This window comes from Patiriisocius sp. 208BN25-11, from assembly GCF_058147145.1.
The window spans coordinates 85942-106641 of the sequence record NZ_JBYVJY010000008.1; the positions used below are offsets into that span (position 1 = coordinate 85942).

At 37.5% G+C, this 20700-nt stretch carries 17 protein-coding genes and 1 tRNA gene; 11 read left to right on the forward strand and 7 right to left on the reverse strand.

Features of this window, described 5'->3' with window-relative positions; genetic code table 11:
- The first annotated feature begins 38 nt into the window (after window positions 1-38).
- Together ettA and fsa are read left to right on the forward strand one after the other, a co-directional pair.
- Window positions 39-1730, forward strand: a complete 1692-nt coding sequence (ettA, locus tag ACY2RS_RS10675) for an energy-dependent translational throttle protein EttA (protein WP_490098641.1) — start codon at window positions 39-41, stop codon at window positions 1728-1730.
- 220 nt (window positions 1731-1950) lie between these two features.
- A complete protein-coding gene (gene fsa / locus ACY2RS_RS10680) occupies window positions 1951-2604 on the forward strand; it encodes a fructose-6-phosphate aldolase (RefSeq protein WP_490098642.1) in 654 nt (217 codons plus the stop codon).
- 4 nt (window positions 2605-2608) lie between these two features.
- Here the strand turns inward: fsa and ACY2RS_RS10685 are convergent, their stop codons facing one another.
- The gene (locus ACY2RS_RS10685) at window positions 2609-3898 is read right to left on the reverse strand and encodes a TlpA family protein disulfide reductase (RefSeq protein WP_490098643.1); all 1290 of its coding nucleotides are present in this window, start codon (window positions 3896-3898) and stop codon (window positions 2609-2611) included.
- Window positions 3899-4155: 257 nt separating this feature from the next.
- Here ACY2RS_RS10685 and ACY2RS_RS10690 point away from each other — a divergent pair, with 257 nt between their 5' ends.
- Window positions 4156-5784, forward strand: a complete 1629-nt coding sequence (locus ACY2RS_RS10690; protein ID WP_490098644.1) for an ABC-F family ATP-binding cassette domain-containing protein — start codon at window positions 4156-4158, stop codon at window positions 5782-5784.
- 142 nt (window positions 5785-5926) lie between these two features.
- Here ACY2RS_RS10690 and ACY2RS_RS10695 read toward each other — a convergent pair whose 3' ends face one another.
- Together ACY2RS_RS10695 and hutI are read right to left on the reverse strand one after the other, a co-directional pair.
- Complete coding sequence (locus tag ACY2RS_RS10695) at window positions 5927-6925, reverse strand: formimidoylglutamase (protein WP_490098645.1); 999 nt, start codon at window positions 6923-6925, stop codon at window positions 5927-5929.
- Window positions 6926-7151: 226 nt separating this feature from the next.
- Window positions 7152-8387, reverse strand: a complete 1236-nt coding sequence (hutI, locus tag ACY2RS_RS10700) for an imidazolonepropionase (RefSeq protein WP_490098646.1) — start codon at window positions 8385-8387, stop codon at window positions 7152-7154.
- Window positions 8388-8449: 62 nt separating this feature from the next.
- Here hutI and ACY2RS_RS10705 point away from each other — a divergent pair, with 62 nt between their 5' ends.
- The 4 genes from ACY2RS_RS10705 (at window position 8450) to ACY2RS_RS10720 (ending at window position 10941) form a co-directional block, all read left to right on the forward strand.
- Window positions 8450-9637, forward strand: coding sequence for a trans-sulfuration enzyme family protein (locus ACY2RS_RS10705; protein ID WP_490098647.1), 1188 nt, complete (start codon window positions 8450-8452; stop codon window positions 9635-9637).
- 68 nt (window positions 9638-9705) lie between these two features.
- Window positions 9706-10422 carry a bacillithiol biosynthesis deacetylase BshB1 gene (bshB1, locus tag ACY2RS_RS10710; RefSeq protein ID WP_490098648.1) on the forward strand — a complete coding sequence of 239 codons (717 nt, stop codon included), beginning with the start codon at window positions 9706-9708 and terminating at the stop codon, window positions 10420-10422.
- 14 nt (window positions 10423-10436) lie between these two features.
- Window positions 10437-10706 (forward strand): DUF202 domain-containing protein, encoded by a 270-nt coding sequence (locus ACY2RS_RS10715; RefSeq protein WP_490098649.1) that lies wholly within the window; start codon window positions 10437-10439, stop codon window positions 10704-10706.
- A 159-nt stretch (window positions 10707-10865) separates the two neighbouring features.
- Window positions 10866-10941, forward strand: a tRNA-His gene (locus ACY2RS_RS10720).
- Between the two features lie 324 nt (window positions 10942-11265).
- Here the strand turns inward: ACY2RS_RS10720 and ACY2RS_RS10725 are convergent.
- The 3 genes from ACY2RS_RS10725 to ACY2RS_RS10735 all read right to left on the reverse strand — a co-directional run bounded on the left by ACY2RS_RS10725 (window position 11266) and on the right by ACY2RS_RS10735 (window position 16138).
- On the reverse strand, window positions 11266-13791 hold the full coding sequence (locus ACY2RS_RS10725; protein WP_490098650.1) for a M14 family metallopeptidase: 2526 nt from the start codon (window positions 13789-13791) through the stop codon (window positions 11266-11268).
- Window positions 13792-13915: 124 nt separating this feature from the next.
- Window positions 13916-14314 carry a PUR family DNA/RNA-binding protein gene (locus tag ACY2RS_RS10730; protein ID WP_490098651.1) on the reverse strand — a complete coding sequence of 133 codons (399 nt, stop codon included), beginning with the start codon at window positions 14312-14314 and terminating at the stop codon, window positions 13916-13918.
- Window positions 14315-14380: 66 nt separating this feature from the next.
- Window positions 14381-16138, reverse strand: coding sequence for an ABC transporter ATP-binding protein (locus ACY2RS_RS10735; RefSeq protein WP_490098652.1), 1758 nt, complete (start codon window positions 16136-16138; stop codon window positions 14381-14383).
- 115 nt (window positions 16139-16253) lie between these two features.
- On the opposite strand from ACY2RS_RS10735, the gene ACY2RS_RS10740 reads away from it, so the two are divergent.
- The 4 genes from ACY2RS_RS10740 (at window position 16254) to yajC (ending at window position 19249) form a co-directional block, all read left to right on the forward strand.
- Entirely contained in the window at window positions 16254-17354 is a 1101-nt protein-coding gene (locus tag ACY2RS_RS10740) for a Leu/Phe/Val dehydrogenase (protein WP_490098653.1), read from the forward strand.
- A gap of 112 nt (window positions 17355-17466) precedes the next feature.
- A complete protein-coding gene (nusB, locus tag ACY2RS_RS10745) occupies window positions 17467-18411 on the forward strand; it encodes a transcription antitermination factor NusB (protein WP_490098654.1) in 945 nt (314 codons plus the stop codon).
- Between the two features lie 51 nt (window positions 18412-18462).
- Entirely contained in the window at window positions 18463-18942 is a 480-nt protein-coding gene (locus ACY2RS_RS10750) for a DUF1573 domain-containing protein (RefSeq protein WP_490098655.1), read from the forward strand.
- A 19-nt stretch (window positions 18943-18961) separates the two neighbouring features.
- Window positions 18962-19249 (forward strand): preprotein translocase subunit YajC, encoded by a 288-nt coding sequence (gene yajC / locus ACY2RS_RS10755; RefSeq protein ID WP_490098656.1) that lies wholly within the window; start codon window positions 18962-18964, stop codon window positions 19247-19249.
- A gap of 178 nt (window positions 19250-19427) precedes the next feature.
- Here the strand turns inward: yajC and pepT are convergent, their stop codons facing one another.
- The gene (pepT, locus tag ACY2RS_RS10760) at window positions 19428-20663 is read right to left on the reverse strand and encodes a peptidase T (protein WP_490098657.1); all 1236 of its coding nucleotides are present in this window, start codon (window positions 20661-20663) and stop codon (window positions 19428-19430) included.
- Window positions 20664-20700: the final 37 nt, after the last annotated feature.

Genomic DNA, 20700 nt, shown 5'->3' on the forward strand with positions numbered 1-20700 from the left:
ACAATTTAAAATTTTAATTAACTAATTAATTATCAAAAATGTCGGACGATAAAAAGGTCATCTTTTCGATGTCTGGATTAACTAAAAGTTTCCAGAACGCACAAACACCTGTGCTTAAAAATATTTACTTAAGTTTCTTTTACGGTGCTAAAATTGGTATTCTAGGATTGAATGGTAGTGGTAAATCTACCTTACTAAAAATTATAGCTGGTGTCGATAAAAACTACCAAGGTGATGTGGTATTTGCTCCGGGTTATTCTGTTGGGTATTTAGAGCAAGATCCTCAATTAGATCCTGAGAAAACAGTATTAGATGTCGTTAAAGAAGGCGCTGCAGAGACGGTTGCTATTCTTGATGAATACAACAGTATTAATGATCAATTTGGTCTAGAAGAAGTCTATAGCGATGCCGATAAGATGGAAAAGTTGATGGCGCGACAAGCAGTACTACAAGATCAAATAGATGCAAGCAATGCTTGGGAGTTAGAAACGAAACTAGAAATTGCTATGGATGCTTTACGTACTCCAGATAGCGATAAAAAAATAGGAGTACTTTCTGGTGGAGAGCGCAGGCGTGTTGCTTTGTGCAGATTATTATTACAAGAGCCAGATGTATTATTACTCGATGAGCCAACCAACCATTTGGATGCAGAAAGTGTACATTGGTTAGAGCATCACTTAGCGCAATACAAAGGAACTGTGATTGCTGTAACGCATGATCGATACTTCTTAGATAATGTAGCGGGTTGGATTCTAGAACTCGATAGAGGAGAGGGTATTCCATGGAAAGGAAACTACTCTTCTTGGTTAGATCAAAAATCAAAGCGTATGGCGCAAGAAAGTAAAACAGCTAGCAAGCGTCAAAAGACCTTAGAGCGTGAACTAGAATGGGTGCGTCAGGGTGCAAAAGGAAGACAAACAAAGCAAAAAGCGCGTTTGAAGAACTACGATAAATTAATGAGCCAGGACCAAAAACAATTGGATGAGAAACTGGAGATTTATATTCCTAACGGGCCACGTCTTGGAACCAATGTAATAGAAGCTACGGGTGTGAGTAAAGCATACGGAGATAAATTACTCTATGAAGATTTAAATTTTAGTCTCCCACAAGCAGGTATTGTAGGTGTTATTGGACCAAATGGTGCAGGTAAAACAACCATCTTTAGAATGATCATGGGAGAAGAAACTCCAGACAAAGGTGCTTTTACAACGGGTGAAACCGCAAAAGTATCGTATGTAGATCAAGCGCACTCTAATATTGACCCCGATAAAACCATCTGGCAAAACTTTAGTGATGAGCAAGATTTAGTGATGATGGGAGGTAAAGAAGTTAATTCTAGAGCTTATTTAAGTCGTTTTAACTTTAGTGGAAGCGAACAAAATAAAAAGGTTTCTTTACTCTCGGGTGGGGAGCGTAACCGTTTGCATCTCGCAATGACCCTAAAAGAAGAAGGGAATGTGCTATTACTAGATGAGCCTACCAACGATTTAGATGTAAATACATTAAGGGCCTTAGAAGAAGGTCTTGAGAACTTTGCAGGCTGTGCTGTAGTGATTAGTCACGACCGTTGGTTTTTAGATAGAATTTGTACACATATCCTTGCTTTCGAAGGTGATAGCCAAGTGTATTTCTTTGAAGGTGGTTTCAGTGAGTACGAAGAAAACAAGAAAAAACGATTGGGCGGTGATTTGATGCCAAAACGAATTAAATACAAGAAATTGGTGCGATAAATAAGATTTTTTTTAAAATGTTTAAAAAGTGCATATTAGCATTTTTCAACAAAAACCTAACATTTTGACACATTATCAATTATAGACTACTATAAATTCACTAATTCATAGTATACCCTTTTTGATGATCCTGCCACTTCATTTGTGAAGCGGCTTTTTTTTACAATTTCTATACTACTCTTTTTTTCTTCTGTATTTTTACCATATCTAATATACTACTATGAAATTTTTTATCGATACAGCCAACCTAGAACAAATTAAAGAAGCTCAAAGTTTAGGAGTTTTAGATGGTGTTACAACTAACCCTTCATTAATGGCTAAAGAAGGCATCACTGGTCATGATAATATTTTAAAACATTATGTTGCTATTTGTGGACTCGTAGATGGAGATGTGTCTGCTGAAGTGATTGCCACAGATGTGGAGGGCATGATTAAAGAAGGAGAAGCACTTGCAGCATTGCATGAGCAAATTGTAGTGAAAATACCTATGATTAAAGATGGTGTTAAAGCGATAAAATATTTTAGTGATCGAGGTATCCGCACCAATTGCACCTTGGTTTTCTCTGCAGGACAAGCTTTGTTAGCTGCTAAAGCCGGAGCTACCTACGTGTCTCCTTTTATAGGAAGGTTAGATGATATTTCAACAGACGGACTCAATCTCATTGCTGAAATAAGACACATCTACGATAACTATGGATTTGAAACACAAATTCTAGCGGCTTCTGTACGCCATACCATGCATGTGTTAGAGTGTGCTAAAATTGGTTCAGATGTAATGACAGGTCCTTTATCTTCTATAGAAGGCTTGTTGAAACACCCACTTACAGATATAGGTCTTGCTAAGTTTTTAGAAGATTATAATAAAGGCAATTAAAAACTTATTTTTTGTTGAGGTATCCCAGTAATAGGGATTCAAAATTTTGATTGAAAAGGTTAGAATTTCCTTCAAGGATGATTCCTCCTTTATCTACAATCATTGCTTTGTTAGCAGAATTAATAAATAAGGCATTCTTAGCAGAAGCAGCATCTTTAAACTGATATTCATTTGCTTGATTGTATCCAGAACTAACTACTGCTTGTTTCCATGCTACATAGTCTTCATCCATATTAATACCAATAAATTCGTATTCTGGATATTTGCTTTTGAGTTCAGCTACGCGTACATGGATTTCTTTGTAGTGCTTTATAGATTCTCTGGTCCAGAAGAAGAATACAGATTTTGATTTGGTTATCTTTTGTAGTGATACTGTGTTATGGTTTGCAGCAACAAGCTCTACATTAGGTATCATATTTCCAGCGTTAATTTTTGCTGTGTTTTTCGCGTAGGTGTCTATATCTTTTTGATGAGATTCATTATGATCTAATGTTTTGAATAGCGCAACTAATTCTTTTTCTTTTTTCTTGTCATCAGCGAGAACTAAATAACGTCTTACATTGGTGTGTAATAAATTGTCATGAAGTTGGTCGTTGGTAATCCATTTGTCAATAATGGCTAGTTTTTCTTTTTGGTGTATATATGATTGTTTGTCATATGCTTGCTCATCTCTATACGCGTCGTAAGCTAGGTTGTCTAAATACCTATTCAAAAATTGATAGTAGATGTAATAATTTTTTAAGAGTGCGTTGTTTATATCGATACTATCTCTATAGGTAAAAAAATCTCTAGGAAAGGTTAGTGAGACTGTATCTTTTGCAGCTTGTTTTGTTGCGAGATACAATTCTTTTTTTGAATAATAATTGTAATCAATATTTGACTTGGCAATAGTAATGAACGTCTCACTCGGATTTTCAGATGCTATAAAATCATTCAATTCAGAATGTAAGGTCTCTCTAGAATGTGAGATTTCTTCTTCAAATACAGCGGGTGACAACTTGTACTGCTCAGGTAGTTTTTTGTCTTCTTCTTCGTTACGTAGAAATAAGTACATTAAGAAATTATTCTTTTCTGCACCACGACCACTAAAGGCTAAAGATTCATCAAAATCTACCGTGTTTAAACGAAGCATAATACTATCTCCGGGTTCTACAAACATGTATTGAAGTTCACGATGTCGAATGAGGTAGAGGTTTGTTTGTAGACTTTCACACTGAAATTCAAAACCTCCAAATTTGTTTAGTGAAATGGTGTCGTGTCTTTTGTCATGATGTGTAAGAAGCACATAATCCATTTTCGGATTTATGATTTGTCCACCTATGTATGTAGTAAGGCCCTCTTTTTCTTTGTTTTTACAAGAAAAAAGACAACTGCATGCTAATAAATATAGTAGATACTTGCTCAAAATTTGTCGACTTAATTGGGCAAATATAGACCTCTGTTATACGTCATATTGTTAATATGCCGTTAAAACAAATTAAAAAAGACGAATCTTTCTTTGATAGGCTATTATTAGCTACTTTTGCCGAAAATTTTAATACCTCATAACACATGCTTTCAGTATCTAATCTTTCAGTGCAATTTGGCAAAAGAGTACTTTTTGATGAAGTAAACACAAAATTTGTAGCAGGAAACTGTTACGGAATTATTGGTGCCAACGGTGCTGGTAAATCAACGTTCCTTAAAATCATTTCTGGAAAACAAGAACCTACTTCGGGTCATGTGCACCTAGAATCTGGTAAGCGTATGTCTGTGCTAGAACAAAACCACAATGCTTATGATGAGTTTCCTGTGTTAGAAACTGTAGTACGTGGAAATAAAAGTCTGTTCAAAATTAAAAGTGAAATCGATGCATTGTATGCCGATTACACCGATGAGAACGCAGAGAAAATTGGAGAGCTACAAGTAGTCTTTGAAGAAATGGATGGCTGGAACGCCGATAGCAATGCTGCGGCTTTGTTATCTAACTTAGGGATTGACGAAAGTCTTCACTATAGTTTGATGGGAGATATTGATGGAAAACAAAAAGTACGTGTTTTATTAGCACAAGCCCTGTTTGGAAGTCCAGACGTATTGATCATGGATGAGCCAACAAACGACTTGGATTATGAAACCATTTCTTGGTTAGAACATTTCTTAGCTAATTACGATGCCTGTGTGATTGTAGTATCGCATGACCGTCACTTTCTGGATGCCGTTTGTACGCATATTAGTGATATTGATTTCGGAAAAATAAACCACTTTAGCGGAAACTATACCTTCTGGTATGAAAGTAGCCAACTTGCAGCGCGACAACGTGCGCAGCAAAACAAAAAGGCCGAGGATAAGAAAAAAGAGTTAGAAGAATTTATTCGTCGTTTTTCTGCTAACGTAGCAAAATCAAAACAAGCTACCAGTAGAAAGAAAATGATAGACAAATTAAATGTAGCAGATATCAAGCCTTCTAGCCGTCGCTACCCAGCTATTATTTTTGATAGAGAGCGTGAAGCAGGAGATCAAATTTTAAATATAGAAAACCTGTCTGCTTCCCTAGATGGGGAATTGTTGTTTAAAGACATACACTTAAATCTTGCAAAAGGCGATAAGATTGTAATTTATTCTAAAGACTCTAGAGCTACCACAGCTTTTTACCAAATCATTAATGGAAATAGTAAAGCAGATGGTGGGGAGTATCAATGGGGGGTCACTACAAACCAAAGTTACTTGCCATTAGATAACCATGCTTTCTTTGAAAGCACCGATATGAACTTGGTAGATTGGTTGCGCCAATGGGCAAAAACCGAAGAAGAAAGAGAAGAAGTTCACATTAGAGGGTTTTTAGGAAAAATGATCTTTAGTGGAGAAGAAGCCCTAAAAAAATGTAACGTGCTCTCTGGAGGAGAAAAAGTACGTTGTATGTTAAGTAGAATGATGATGATGCGTGCCAATGTGTTAATGCTTGACGAGCCTACTAACCACTTAGATCTAGAATCGATTACAGCTTTTAATAATTCTTTAAAAAACTTTAAAGGAACTGTATTGCTCACCACACATGATCATGAATTTGCACAAACTGTGGGTAATAGAGTGGTAGAGTTAACGCCTAATGGTGTGATTGATCGTTACATGACCTTTGATGAGTACATGAACGACCCAAAAATTAAAGAACAACGCGAAAAAATGTATACAGTTACTGCTTAGTATACTTGCATTGGAAATATTAAGAGATTATTTTAAATCGTATACAAAGTGTCTGGTTGAGCGCAGTCGAAACCTATATTGATTATCAGTGAGTTGTAGTTCTCTCCCGAAACTTCGAGAGTGCTCGAACAGACATCTAAGTTTATTTTGTAGCAATCACATCACTCACCAAATAACTCAAGGCTTTGGCCACCTGGTTATGGTGTAACTCATGTTTGGGAGCTGCTTCACAAATATGAATGTACTGACAGTTTTTTAATCTTGAAAAATAGGAGATGTACTGCCTTGCTTGTCCAAGCGTAAAGCCACTCGGACTTATAGCACTACTTCCCATAGCCACAATAGCATCCATATCTAGTTCTAATCCAAAAGGTTTGGTAGCACAGAACTTTTTTGCTTTTTCTAATAATTCAGAAAAAGAGGTGCCTTTTACATATTCTTCAAAAAGCGAATAGGCAATTTGATTTTTCTTGCTGTACATGTTTTCAAAAACAGCATCTGATGTGTAGTTTCTGTGGAGTCCCAGCATATAGTATTTATTGAGATGTCCTTCTTCCATGGCATAACTAAACCCGTTGCCACTGTGTCTGTGTTCTAGAGGTCTAAAATCGGTATGGGCATCTAGGTTGATGCAATTGATAGGTGCATCTAAAGCAGTAGCCACACCTTTTATATTTCCGAAGCTATTGTTATGACCACCACCTACAATGACAGGTATTTTGTCTGCTAACACAATTTGAGCAATTACCTCACTTACCATGTCGTCAATTTCCTTGACAAGACTTCCAATTTTGGTTGGATAAAAAGGGTCTTCTGTGTCCAATGCGTTGGCATTTTCTTGTTGGCTCTTGCAGTCAATTTCACCAAGAATAATACTGTTACTTGGGTTGGTATGCGCATTTGCTTGAATGTTGCACAAGGCACTTAAACAACTATTCCAGGCTTTGGCAGCACCTGGTCTGCCTTGATTGGCGCGCACCCCTACATCTTCAGGAATGCCTAGGATTGCGTATGTGGCATCACTTTTTTGCAGCGCTTCCCAAGAAGCAACAACGCCCACCGCATCGCCAAACTTTTCTTCACCCCAACGCCAAGAGGTGTGTTTTTTTAAGTCTTCTCTAGAGTAAAAAATGATGGACATGGTTTTTGTTTTAAAGGTTCAAAGGTTCAAAGATGCAAAGGGTCAAAGGGTCAAAGATGCAAAGAATCAAAGTTTTTTTAAATTCGTTAATCGTTAATCGTTAATCGTTAATTGTGATCAAGTTTTTTATGTTATTATTTCATTCAAAATTCAAAATTCAAAATTCAAAATTCGACATTTGACATTCAACATCCGTCATCTGTCATCTGTCATCGGTCACCCGTCATCACACTACAACACCATTCAAAATCACTATATCAATACAATTACTTCCAAAAGCATAGGGTAAATATCCGTAACTCGGAATGTCTTTGGTAATGATGAGGTTTGCTTTTTTTCCTTGGGTAATGCTGCCGTGTGTTTTGCTTAGTCCCATGGCGTATGCACCGTTAATTGTGGCTGCGTTGATTGCTTCCTCGGGGGTGAGTTTCATTTTGATACAGGCGGTTGCTACTACAAAATTCATATTGCCGCTTGGGGTTGAACCTGGATTGTAATCTGTTGCTAAAGCTAAAGGCAGGCCAGCCTCTATGAGTTGTCTTCCAGGCGTATAAGGGATGCTTAAAAAATACGAGCAGGAGGGAAGTGCAACCGGCATGGTCTCACTGTTTTTTAGTGCATCAATATCTTCTCGAGTAAGCACTTCTAAATGGTCTACACTCAAAGCTCCGTGAGCAACACTGGCAGCTACGCCACCAATGGCAGTAAATTGATTGACATGTGTTTTTGGTGTAAGTCCGTGTTTCTTTCCAGCTTCGAGAACTCGGTTGGTATCTGCTACAGAAAAATATCCTTCTTCGCAGAAGATGTCGATATAGTTGGCTAGTTTTTCTTCGGAAATTTTTTCTAGCATCTCCCCGCATACCAAATCGAGGTAGCCGTCTTTATTGTGTTTGTATGCTGGCGGAATGGCATGGGCTCCTAAAAAGGTGGTTTTTACAGAAATGTTATAGGTCTCCCCTAATTTTTTAGCCACACGAAGCATTTTGAGTTCGGCTGCTGTGGTGAGTCCGTAGCCACTCTTTATTTCGATAGCACCTGTGCCTAATTGAATGACTTCTTTTAGTCGTTTTTCAGATTGTGCAAATAAATCGGCTTCAGAGGTGTTTTGTAATTTTTTTGCACTGTTCACGATACCCCCACCATTGGCTGCAATTTCTTGATAACTCAAACCATTAATTCTATCTACAAATTCTTGCTCTCTGTTTCCAGCATAGACCAAATGGGTATGACTATCGCACCAAGAAGGCAAGACAATTTTACCCGAACAATCCATAGTTTCAATACTACTAATGTTAGGTAAGGCGCTCATATTTCCGAAGCTATGAATAACATCGTCTTCAATTAACAACCAAGCATTTTTTAAGCTGGGAAGTTCTTTCATGGCTTCACCGCTCACTTTTCTGGTTGCTTGCGGTCTAATTTGCAGAAGTTCTTTGATGTTTTTTAACAATAATTTCATGTGTTAAATATAGCAAACCTTGAAACGTTTTAATACCTTAGAGCTTTAAAATTTATGGAATCATGAAATCTAAAAATATAGGCATTAATACTATTTGTACGCATGTTGGTGAGGTACAAGACACACAATTTCAAGGCGCAATTTCTCCTTTATTTATGTCGAGTTCTTATCAGTACGATGGGGTGAATGTAAAACGGTATCCGCGTTATTTTAATACACCCAACCAAGAAGCGTTAGGAAAAAAAATTGCAGCACTGGAGAAAAGCGAAATGGGAATGATTTTTGGCAGCGGAATGGCAGCTGTAAGTCATTGTTTGCTGGCTTTTTTAGGAAAAGGGGATCATATTGTGTTGCCGCAAACTTTGTATGGTGGGACTTATAATTTTGTGGTTGAAGAGTTTCATAAATTTGGCATTGAATACACTTTTTCGAACGGTTTTTCTGAACATGATTTTGAAAGTGCCATACAACCAAACACCAAAGTGATCTATGTGGAAACCCCGAGTAACCCCTTGATGAAAGTCACAGATTTGACTATGATTGCTAGCCTGGCAAAAAAGCACCACTTGGTTTCTATGATTGATAATACCTTTGCCTCGCCCATCAATCAGACTCCTGCAGATTTTGGGATGGATATCATAATCCATAGTGCCACGAAGTACATGGGCGGACATAGTGATATTTGTGCAGGTGCCGTGGCGGCGTCTCAAGAGCACATGGATAAAATCTGGAATATTTCAAAAAATATTGGCGGTAGCTTAAGCGATTATACGGTTTGGCTGTTGGAGCGTAGTATTAAAACCATGGCCTTACGTGTGAAAGCGCAAAACCGAAATGCTAAAAAAATGGCAAAATGGTTAGAGAAACATAGCTTAGTTGATCGGGTCTATTATCCTGGCTTAAAATCACATCCAGATCATGCCTTAGCTAAAAAGCAAATGAAAGGCTTTTCTGGAATGTTGTCGTTTGAATTGATTCCTTCTATAGACGCAAACGAATTTATGAAAGCTTTGAAATTAGTAAAGCAATCCATGAGCCTGGCAGGCGTGGAGTCTACAATATTGTCACCCACACATACCAGTCACGCTTTGTTAACTCCAGAAGAAAGAGCAAGCCAAGGGATTGCAGACGGTTTGTTACGTTTTTCTGTAGGGATTGAAGAAAAAGCAGACTTAATAGCCGATTTTGAGCAAGCTTTTGAAGTTGTGACTAAGAAGAGTATGAGGGAAAAGTTAGCAAATGCAGAATAAGATATACAGTTATAATTTAACGGAATAAGTACAAACCAAAAAGTTACCCGCCTACGCGGGCAATGAATATGAAACTAGACATACTAGCCATAGGCGCACATCCAGATGATGTAGAAATGAGCAGTGGGGGAACCATCGCCAAAGAAATTGCTAAAGGTAAAAAAGTAGGCATTTTAGACCTCACTCGAGGAGAACTAGGGACGCGAGGTAGTGCAGAAATACGTGATCAAGAAGCAGCAGCAGCAGCCAAGATTTTAGGTATTTCAGTAAGACACAACCTAGCCTTAGCCGATGGTTTTTTTGAAAACAACAAAGCCGCGCAGTTGCAAGTGATACATTTTATTAGAAAATACAAACCAGAAATAGTACTATGCAATGCGGTTGATGATAGGCATATCGATCATCCAAAAGGAAGTGATTTGGCAAGTGATGCCTGTTTTTTAAGTGGTTTACGCAGAATTGAAACATTAGATAATGGAGAGACTCAAGAAGCTTGGAGACCCAAACAAGTATATCATTACATTCAATGGAAAGATAGTGTACCCGATTTTGTGGTTGATATTACTGGTTTTCAGGAAACGAAACTAGAAGCTGTTTACGCCTATAAGAGTCAGTTTTTTGACCCAAATAGTGATGAGCCAATGACGCCAATTGCTTCAAAGAATGCCACAGATAGTATGAAGTACAGAGATCGAAATTTTGGAAGACTTATTGGTACAGATGCAGCTGAGGGCTATACCGTAGAGCGATATCTTGCCGTAGATTCTTTATTCGATTTAAAATAGTATTGTATAAAATTATGGAGCAAGAAAAGAAGCAACAACAAATGAAAACAACAGATTTTCTAGCTTTGGAACGTACAAAGTTAGCCAACGAGCGAACCTTTTTGGCGTATTTTAGGACCTTTATAGTGTTTTTGAGTTCGGGTTTTGTGATTTTAAAAATTGATGCCTTTCAAAACTTAACATTGTTAGGGTATTTCTTTATGGCTGTTGCTGGTGTGCTGTTGACTATTGGTGTACTGCGTTTCTTTTACGTGAAAAAGAGTATAGGAAACTATTTTAAATAAGCGCACTGTCCGTAGCTGCTGATAGCCAAAGGAATATGACAAACACATAATTTTTTTAATTTTTTAATTGCAGATAGAAAACAGATATGCTATCTTTGCACCCGCTAAAGTTATAAACGCTTTGGTTTTATTGCTAACTCTTGAAAAAGAGCGCTACATGGTGGTTGTAGCTCAGCTGGTTAGAGCGCTGGTTTGTGGTACCAGAAGTCGCCGGTTCGAACCCGGTCTTCCACCCTTAAAAAGTCTTCCTTATACAGGAGGGCTTTTTTGTTTTAAGTTGATTATGTAATTGGTTAGGATATAATAATTACCATAGTAAAACATCCCTCTAAATCTCCCTTCAAAGGGAGACTTACTTTAAACTTATAAAAGCAATATTTCATGTTTTACATGAATATGGATTCCCCCTTTGAAGGGGGCTAGGGGGATGTTCTAGCTGTTGTTTAATTTTACCCTCAAAAACAACCCCCTAACCCTCCCGTTTCATGAACGGGAAAGGGTCTTCAAAGGGGAGTCCTTCTTGATTTTTTTATTTTGACCAAAGACCAAAGACTAACCCCTACATCTCATCCCCAAAGAAAATGGCATTCATAAGGAGTTTGTTGGTTCCGTACCAGAAGGCTCTAAAGTTCGTGTTGTCTGTGAAGTAGATCACGTTTCCACGACCTAGACCTCCTTTTTTGAAAGGGACTGTGCTTTTTAAATCATCTAGATTAGGTTTTGAAATATACCCACTTAACAATGGGTTGGCAGTATATTGAATTGGATTGTTGTAACTGTTTTTATCTGCCTCCATAAAGGTAGTAGTGTTTCTAAACATAGGAAGCTTCTTGTTTTTATATCCAAAAGCGATAGGATGAGAGCGGTCTAAGGTAGTTTCAAAAATAGCACCACCAATGACTTGCGCGCCTCTATAATCACCACGTTGCTCAAAACTAATGTTGGTGGCGGTATCTTTTCTAGATTTGAATTTGATTTTCAGAAACTCATTTTGATCCAACCATCTTCCGGCACTCTTATACCCAATTAAGGTTCCTCCGTTTTGTACCCATGTTTTTAATTTCTGGGCATCATCCTTGTCCAATGCGGTTCCCCAAGTAGCAGGGAGAATGATATCTGTGTAGCGACTTAAATCAGTCCTTCCAAAATTACGAACATCTAACTTCGTAAGGTGCATGTCATAACGCTGGTCAAATAAATGCCACATTTCACCAGCATCATACGGATTAATACCATCACCTACAATCATGGCTACTTTTGGCATTTCAAGAGCTCTAAATTGGTTACTTCCTAGATTAATTCCTTGCGTTTGTCCAGAACTTACAGCGTCAAATTGTACTCCAGTGGCTGCCACAATTTCTTTGATAGCTTCGGAAATATTAGCGGGTGTCACCTCTTGATTTTGGACCGGTATTAGGATGGTGCCATAGTCGTATTGCTTGGCTCCATTGCTAAAAGGTTTCATGCCCACTTTAGCTCTAATGCCTTTTTGTAAAAGCATGTTGAGTGCTTTTGGCGTATAGTAATCATGCCATTCCATTACATACGCATATTGAGAGTAGGCTGGAGTTTTTGCAGAGGGTTTTTGTAGGTCTGTAATCTTTGCACCTGCTTTGTTCAGGCTTACTTTTTCATCGTAGTCTAGGTTAAAGGCTAATGGGAAGGTCCATGCGCTCACATCATAGAATAAGCTGTCTTGAAAGCTAGTACGTTTTTCGAACATCGCATTTATAAGTCTATGCTGACGTTGATTTTTAGGAACGATATAACTAGTTCCTTTAGTATAGCGTTTTCCGTTGCTAGAAAAATCGCTCGCTACTTCATGAATCTCAATATTGTGACGTTTTAAAATTTCAGCTAAATGATAGGCCTTCGCGGGATCTTTTTCGTCACCAAAAACAATAGCACCACCTTTAGATGCTTCACTAAAAGCATCTTTGTAAAATTGTTGCTGGTATTGCAGAATTTTAGGGCGCATTGCAACAGCAGCCTCTAGGGTAGATAACGCAGCCGTAAACTGATTACGAATGGTAAAAGGGAAGGTTAAAATACCATTGACGCTTTCCTGCGCATGTCCTCTTGAAGAGGCCTGCTCAAATAAAATTCCAATACTTCCATTAATATCTGGGAAGGTAGATCCTTTACCATAGTAGAAATCGTCGAAGCTTTCTTTACTGTAGTAAAAACTACCAATTTGGTCTAAAGCATTAGCGTGATAGGTTCCAATTTCTCCTGTTAAATCCTGATTTTGTTGCGGTGTTAAAGGATGCGTTCTTGAAGGAATACCTGGTTGAAAAAAGAAACTAGAGTTGGTTCCCATTTCATGGTGGTCTGTTAAGATATTTGGCATCCATTTATGAAAAGTCTCAATACGAGCGCGACTTTCGGGTAGCTGCACGGGAAGCCAATCGCGGTTCATATCAAACCAATAATGATTGGTACGTCCGCCAGGCCAGACTTCACGATATTCTCTGTCGTTTGGATCTGGATTGATGTTTTTGCTTTTGTTGGTGTTTGCCCAATAGGCAAAACGTTGTAAACCATCTGGATTATAAGATGGATCAAATAAGATGACCACATTTTGTAGTAGTTCGTCAATGCTTGGTCCTTGTGCAGCGGCTAGGTGATAGGCAGCAGCAAGCGCGGCATTTGAGCCACTGGGTTCATTTCCATGAATGGAGAATCCTTGTTGTACAACAATAGGCATGTTACTTACATTGGTGTTGCCACCATTTTTTTGGGTAAGTGCTAGGTGTTGCTGTCTTATATTTTCAAGATTAGCATGGTTAGCAGGAGATGTTATCGTGAGTAGGAGTAGTGGATGTCCTTCAAAAGTAGTACCTCTGTTTTCTATAGTAATTCTGTCACTGGCATTTGCTAGTGCATACATGTATTGTGCTAGCTTGTCGTGCGTGATATGCCAATCTCCCACTTCGTGACCAATCACACTTTTTGGTTTAGGGATGTCTTGATTGTAAGTGACATTGTTAGGTAGATAGTAATCAAGCCCTACTTGGTAGTCTTGTGCGATACTGTTTGCGCTTATTATAAAAAGAGCAAGTAATGCTAATGTAATTTTTTTCATAGGTGTACGAAATTCGTTTGCTAGTAAAAATACAAAACCTCCATCATTTGGAGCGTTAAAATTTCAGCATAAAAAAACCGACTCTCTTTTAAAGAATCGGTTTCTATATGCTTTTGTTTATATTTTATATATCATCAAAATCGATGTCAGTGAAATTGGTTGCAGCAGGTTGATCCATAGTTGCTCCAGCTTCATTTGGTGTGTCTAAGGTTTTTTCTTCTTCACGCACATAATCGCTTCTGTGGCGTTCGCTAATGACCTCTTCACCTTTTTCTTTGATCACATAATTGATCATTTCTTCTAGGTTGTCTTTAAACTCGTGAAAATCTTCTTTGTACAAGTAGATTTTGTGTTTTTTGTAGTGAAAAGATCCATCGTCATTGGTAAACTTTTTACTTTCGGTGATTGTGAGGTAATAGTCACCAGCTTTTGTTGCTCTTACATCAAAGAAATAAGTACGTCTTCCGGCACGCATCACCTTGCTAAATATTTCTTCTTGCTCCATCGAGTATTTCTCGCTCATAATAAAAGTTTGTACGGTTTATTAGTACTCAAAAATCATAAAAAAATCTAAATACACCAACTATATTTAGATTTCTTTTTCGGTACGTTGTTTTAAGTACAATTCTTTGTAGTAGCCTTCTGTGTTTACCAATTCAGTATGAGTGCCTTGCTGTATAATGTTCCCTTCTTCCAGCACAATAATTTTATCGGCATTCTTAGCAGAAGAGACTCTATGGCTTACAATAACGGTGGTTTTATTTTCTGAAATTTTATGGAGGTTGCTAAGGATTTCTTCTTCCGTTTCTGTGTCTACTGCAGAGAGACAGTCATCGAATAATAAAATAGCTGGGTCTTTAATTAAAGCGCGCGCAATAGAAACACGTTGTTTTTGACCACCACTTAAAGTAATACCACGTTCTCCTAGAATGGTGTCGTATCCCTTTGTGAAGCCTTGGATATTATTATGAACGGCAGCTAAAGTAGCAGCTGCAATTACCTCTTCGTCTGTTGCATCTTCTTTTCCAAATTTAATATTGTCTTTGATACTCTCACTAAAAAGAAAAGCATCTTGAGGCACATAGCCAATACTATTTCGGAGGCTTTGTAAATGAAGGTCATTTATAGGAGTGTCATCAATATAAAGTGTATTTGCCTCAGTATCGTATAGTCTTCCTATAAGTTCCAAAATGGTAGATTTACCAGATCCTGTATTTCCTAATATAACGATGGTTTCTCCTGGGTCTACTGTAAAGTTGATATTTTTTAAGGCAGTGATGTTGGTGTCTTCATAGGTGAAGCTTACATTTTTAAAGGCAATGCTACCTTTAATAGGCGTTAATATTTCCGAAGTATTAAAAATCTCAGGTTCTATTTTTAGGAACTCATTAATACGTTTTTGAGAAGCTTCGGCTTGCTGTATCATAGAGGTTACCCAACCTACAATAGCAACAGGCCAAGTAAGCATGTTTACATACATTAAAAATTCAACAATGGTTCCAAAATCTTGAATTTCACCGTTGATAAATTTGGTGCCTCCTATATAGATGACCAAAATGTTACTTGCGCCAATAAGGAGCATCATTAATGGAAAAAAAAGCGCTTGCACTTTGGTGAGGTCTATGTTTTTGTCTTTGCTTCCTTCTGAAAGTTCAATAAACTCCTGGGTAATTCTCGGTTCAATACCGTAGGCTTTTATTACGCCAATGCCACTGAAGCTTTCTTGGCTAAAGGTGGTGAGTTTTGATAAGTATTCTTGCACCGCAGTTGACCGTTTATGAATGGCAATGCTCAATCTGTATATCATGATCGATAAAATAGGAAGCGGCGCAATGGCATAAAATGCTAATTCGGGAGCAGTTGAGAACATATAACTAATGACAACAATAAATAGCGTAATAGTTGAAGTGCTATACATAATTGCCGGACCAATATACATACGTACTTTACCTACATCTTCACTAATGCGATTCATCAAGTCTCCTGTTCGGTTTTGCTTGTAAAATCCTAGTGATAATTTTTGATACTGTTGGTAGACTTCGTTTTTTAAATCAAATTCTACTTTTCTTGATACCACAATGATGGTTTGTCGCATCACAAAAGTGAATATCGCTGCAAGGATGGTTGCTCCTACTAAGATTAGTATATTTTGTAGCAACTGACTTTCGACTACTGCAATATCTGTAAGCTCTCCATTTATTTTTTGCTCTACAACAGTCACAGAGTCACCAACTTTCACGGGAATCACTAGTTTGAAAACAGCGGCAATTACAGTGATTACGAGTCCGAGTAGCAGTCTACCACTATATTTGCGTAAATATTTATTAAGGTACTGTAGTTCTTTCATCTAGGCTAGGGCAAGTTATTAACAAATTCGTAATTTAACGTTAATGTTTTTGATAAATGAATGGTAAAATACTATTTTTGCACGCCCTTTTTAAGGATTTGAAAATATATAACCTATGAACACAGAAGTTATTTCTACCAAAGACATCCAAAAAATAGATCCCGTTTTCGGACAATTATCTTTTCAAAATCATGAGCAAATTGTTTTTTGCAATGACAAAGATACAGGATTAAAAGCAATAATTGGTATTCACGATACGACCCTCGGACCTGCTTTAGGAGGTACTAGAATGTGGCAATATAACAGTGAGCAAGAAGCATTAAATGATGTGTTGCGTTTGTCTCGTGGTATGTCATTTAAGTCGGCAATTACTGGATTAAACCTAGGTGGAGGTAAAGCAGTTATTATTGGTGACGCTAAAACGCAAAAGACACCAGAATTAATGCTAAAGTTTGGTGAGTTTGTTCACGGACTAGGAGGGAAGTACATTACCGCAGAAGATGTAGGAATGGCAACCAGTGATATGGATTTGGTAAGAACAGTAACACCTTATGTAACTGGAATTAGCGAAGAAAAAGGAGGCGCAGGAAATCCGTCACCTATCACAGCATACGGTACCTTTATGGGGATGAAAGCTTCTGCAAAATACGCTTTTGGAAGTGACGATTTAGAAAACAAAACAGTATACGTTCAAGGAATTGGAAATGTAGGAGAAGCACTAGTAGAACACTTGAGCAACGAAGGCGCAAATGTGTTTATCGCCGATATCAACCAAGCACGTCTAGAAGAAGTAAGAGATAAGTACAGTGTAAACATTTATACAGGAAACAATATATATGCAGAGCAGATGGACATATATGCACCATGTGCTTTAGGAGCTACCATTAATGATACTACTATTAACCAATTACAAGCTAAAGTAATCGCAGGTGCTGCCAACAACCAGCTTGCAGATGAGAACAAGCATGGTGTTTTACTTCGTGAAAGAGGAATTGTATACGCACCAGATTTCTTAATCAATGCAGGAGGAATTATTAATGTATATGCCGAGTTAGAAAACTACGGAAAGCAAGAAATTATTAGAAAGACTGAGAATATCTACACGACTACCTTGGAGATTTTAAACAAGGCAGAAGCAGAAGATATGACCACACATCAAGCAGCTTTAAATATTGCACAAGGAAGAATTGATGCAAGAAAATCAGAAAAAGCGTAAACAGTTTTTTTAAAGTAGTATCTTTGTGCCGCACTATTGTTTTAGTGCGGTTTTTTAATGTCTTTTCTTCGGAAATTTTAAAAATCAACAATCATTTAAGTTCTTTTATACTATGTTAACACGAAGACATATTAGGGTGAAGGTTTTGCAATCTATTTACGCATTACGCCAGAGCAATAATCCAGATCTTGACAAGCAAGAAAAGTTTTTATTCTACAGCATTGACCAAATGTTGGACTTATACGCACTGTCTTTACAGTTACTCATAGAAATGAGAAATGCCGACCGCAAATTCTTAGTGGTATCACAGCAAAAACACTTAGCCACTAAAGAAGAAAAGAACTTTAGTAAGACTTTTTTAAATAACAAAGCACTTGATTTAATAGAGCAAAGCGAAGGCTTGGCCGAATATATTAAAAACAAAAAGCTGGATTATTGGGAGCTGGATGGCGAATATGTAACCTTACTTTTAAAAGAATTAAGAAGACAAGATTTTTACCAAGCGTATTTACAAAAAGAAGCAACTACCTACAAAGAAGATCAAGAATTTTTGGTTGCAATGTTTAAGAAAGTAATCGCTCCAAGTGATAAGTACTATGAATACATAGAAGATAAAAGACTTACTTGGGTAGATGATTTTCCAATTGTAAATACAGCGATTGCTAAAATGTTAGGTAAAATTTCAGAAAAAAATGTGGGAAGCACCTTGTTACCTGAATTGTACAAAAACGAAGACGATAGAGATTATGCAAGAGATTTATTTCGAAAGGTAGTACTACAAGACGAAAAATTGGCAGAACAAATCGAAGGAAAAACACCTAATTGGGATAAGGAACGTATCGCAGAAATGGACATGATTATCTTAAAAATGGGGATTTCAGAATTTTTGTATTTCCCATCGATTCCTGTTCGCGCTACTATTAACGAATACCTAGAAATCGCAAAAGAGTATTCTACGCCCAAGAGTAGCATTTTCATTAACGGAATTTTGGATAAATTGGTAAAAGAATTTGAAACCTCTAAAAAGTTGAATAAAATAGGGCGCGGACTTCGTTAGTAACCAAAAAATAGTTATTTTAGCCCCACTTAAAATTTTAATTATAATACTATGAAAAATTCAATCTTGGTAGTAGCTGTAATGGCACTATTCGCATTTACATCTTGTAAGAAAAATGCAGCAGAAAGCGTATCAGAAACTAACGTAACTGCAGCAGCAGATCGTGACTCAAAAGCTGGTGAATTCCCAGTAATGACTTTCGACGAAAAACAATTTGATTTTGGAGCCATTACACAAGGAACTCCAGTAGAGCATATCTTCAAATTTACAAACACAGGAAAAAGTAACTTAGTAATTGTAGACGCAAAAAGTAGTTGTGGTTGTACAGTACCAACATTTACAAATGAGCCAGTTGCTCCAGGTGGAACAGGTGAGTTATTAGTAAAATTCAACGGTAGTGGAAAAAACCAAGTAAGCAAAACAGTAACGATTACTGCTAACACTGAAGCAGGTAAAGAAACGTTATTAATTAAAGCGTTTGTAAACCCTAAAGAAGGTGCTGCAACTCCAGGAGTAGGAGTTTCTAAATAATAAAAATATATAAATTGTTATGGGCGATATAAGCAGTATGCTTCCCTTGTTATTGTTGTTTGTTGTGATGTATTTCTTTTTAATACGTCCAGGAATTCAAAAACAAAAACAAGAAAAAAAGTATCTTGAAGCTTTAAAAGCAGGAGACAAGGTAGTAACCAAAAGTGGTTTACACGGAAAGTTACTTAGTCTTAATGACGACGGAACTTGTATCATTGAAACTGGTGCGGGTAAAATGAAGTTTGAACGTTCTGCACTCTCTATGGAGATTAGCAAGAAAATCAAAACTGCAGTAGCTAAAAAATAACAAGTCACATATTATATAAAAAACCTCTAGTGTAATGCTAGAGGTTTTTTTGTTTAAGTGCTAGGTGATTAAAAGATTAAGAATTCCCCCTTTGAAGAGCCTGTCCCGTTCATGAAACGGGAGGGTTAGGGGGATGTTTTTTTTAGAAATTTAAAAATATGACCAGACCAATAACCAATTATTCCTCCACTACCAACTGCGCAATATTTACAATCACTTCAATGGCTTTCTGCATGCTTTCTACAGGAACGTACTCAAACCTTCCGTGAAAGTTATGTCCGCCGGCAAATATATTGGGGCAAGGCAAGCCCATAAAGCTTAATTGAGAACCATCGGTTCCACCACGAATGGGTTTGATTAAAGGTGTAATACCAGCTTTTTCCATAGCCTTTTCGGCCAAATCAACAATGTGCATCACCGGTGCTATCTTTTCACGCATGTTAAAGTATTGATCGCTTATTTCAACACTAATGCGATCTTCACCAAGTTGAGAGTTTAATTCATTAGCCAATTTTGACATCATTTCTTTTCTAGTTTCAAAATGCTCTTTGTCGTGATCTCTAATAATGTATTGTAATTGCGTGCTATCTACTTCTCCTTTCACACTATACAAATGGAAGAAGCCTTGTCGGTCTTCGGTATGTTCTGGAGTTTCTAATCTTGGAAGCGAATTGATATAGTCGGTTGCAATGTACATACTATTGACCATTTTTCCTTTGGCATAGCCAGGGTGTACTATTTTTCCTTTAATAGTAACCAAGGCACCTGCGGCATTAAAATTCTCGTATTCTAATTCTCCAATCTGACTCCCATCCATGGTATAGGCCCAGTCTGCATCAAACTTGGCAACATCAAACTTATGAGCGCCACGACCAATTTCCTCGTCTGGAGTAAAACCGACCCTAATTTTTCCGTGCTTGATTTCTGGGTGCTGTACTAGGTATTCCATAGCACTTATAATTTCAGCAATACCTGCTTTGTCATCTGCGCCTAACAGGGTAGTTCCGTCTGTGGTGATAAGGGTTTGTCCTTTATACAATAATAAGTCTTCAAAGTATGAAGGCGACAGTACAATATTTTGTTCGGCATTTAATACAATGTCTTTTCCATCGTAGTTCTCCACTATTTGTGGTTTTACATCTTTTCCTGTAAAATCTGGTGTGGTATCAAAATGCGAAACAAAACCAATCGTTGGTACTTCGTGATCAACATTACTTGGCAAGGTTGCCATGATGTAGGCATTCTCATCAATAGTTACGTCTTCGAGACCAATCTCTTTTAGCTCTGCTACCAAGGCATTGGCAAGATCCCATTGTTTGGCACTACTAGGTGTGGTGTCACTTTCTGGGTCACTTTCTGTATCTACGGTTACATAACTTATAAATCTATTAATGAGGTGTTGCTTGTTAATCATGCTTCGGAAATATTAGTAGTTCTTTTATTGCATAAAA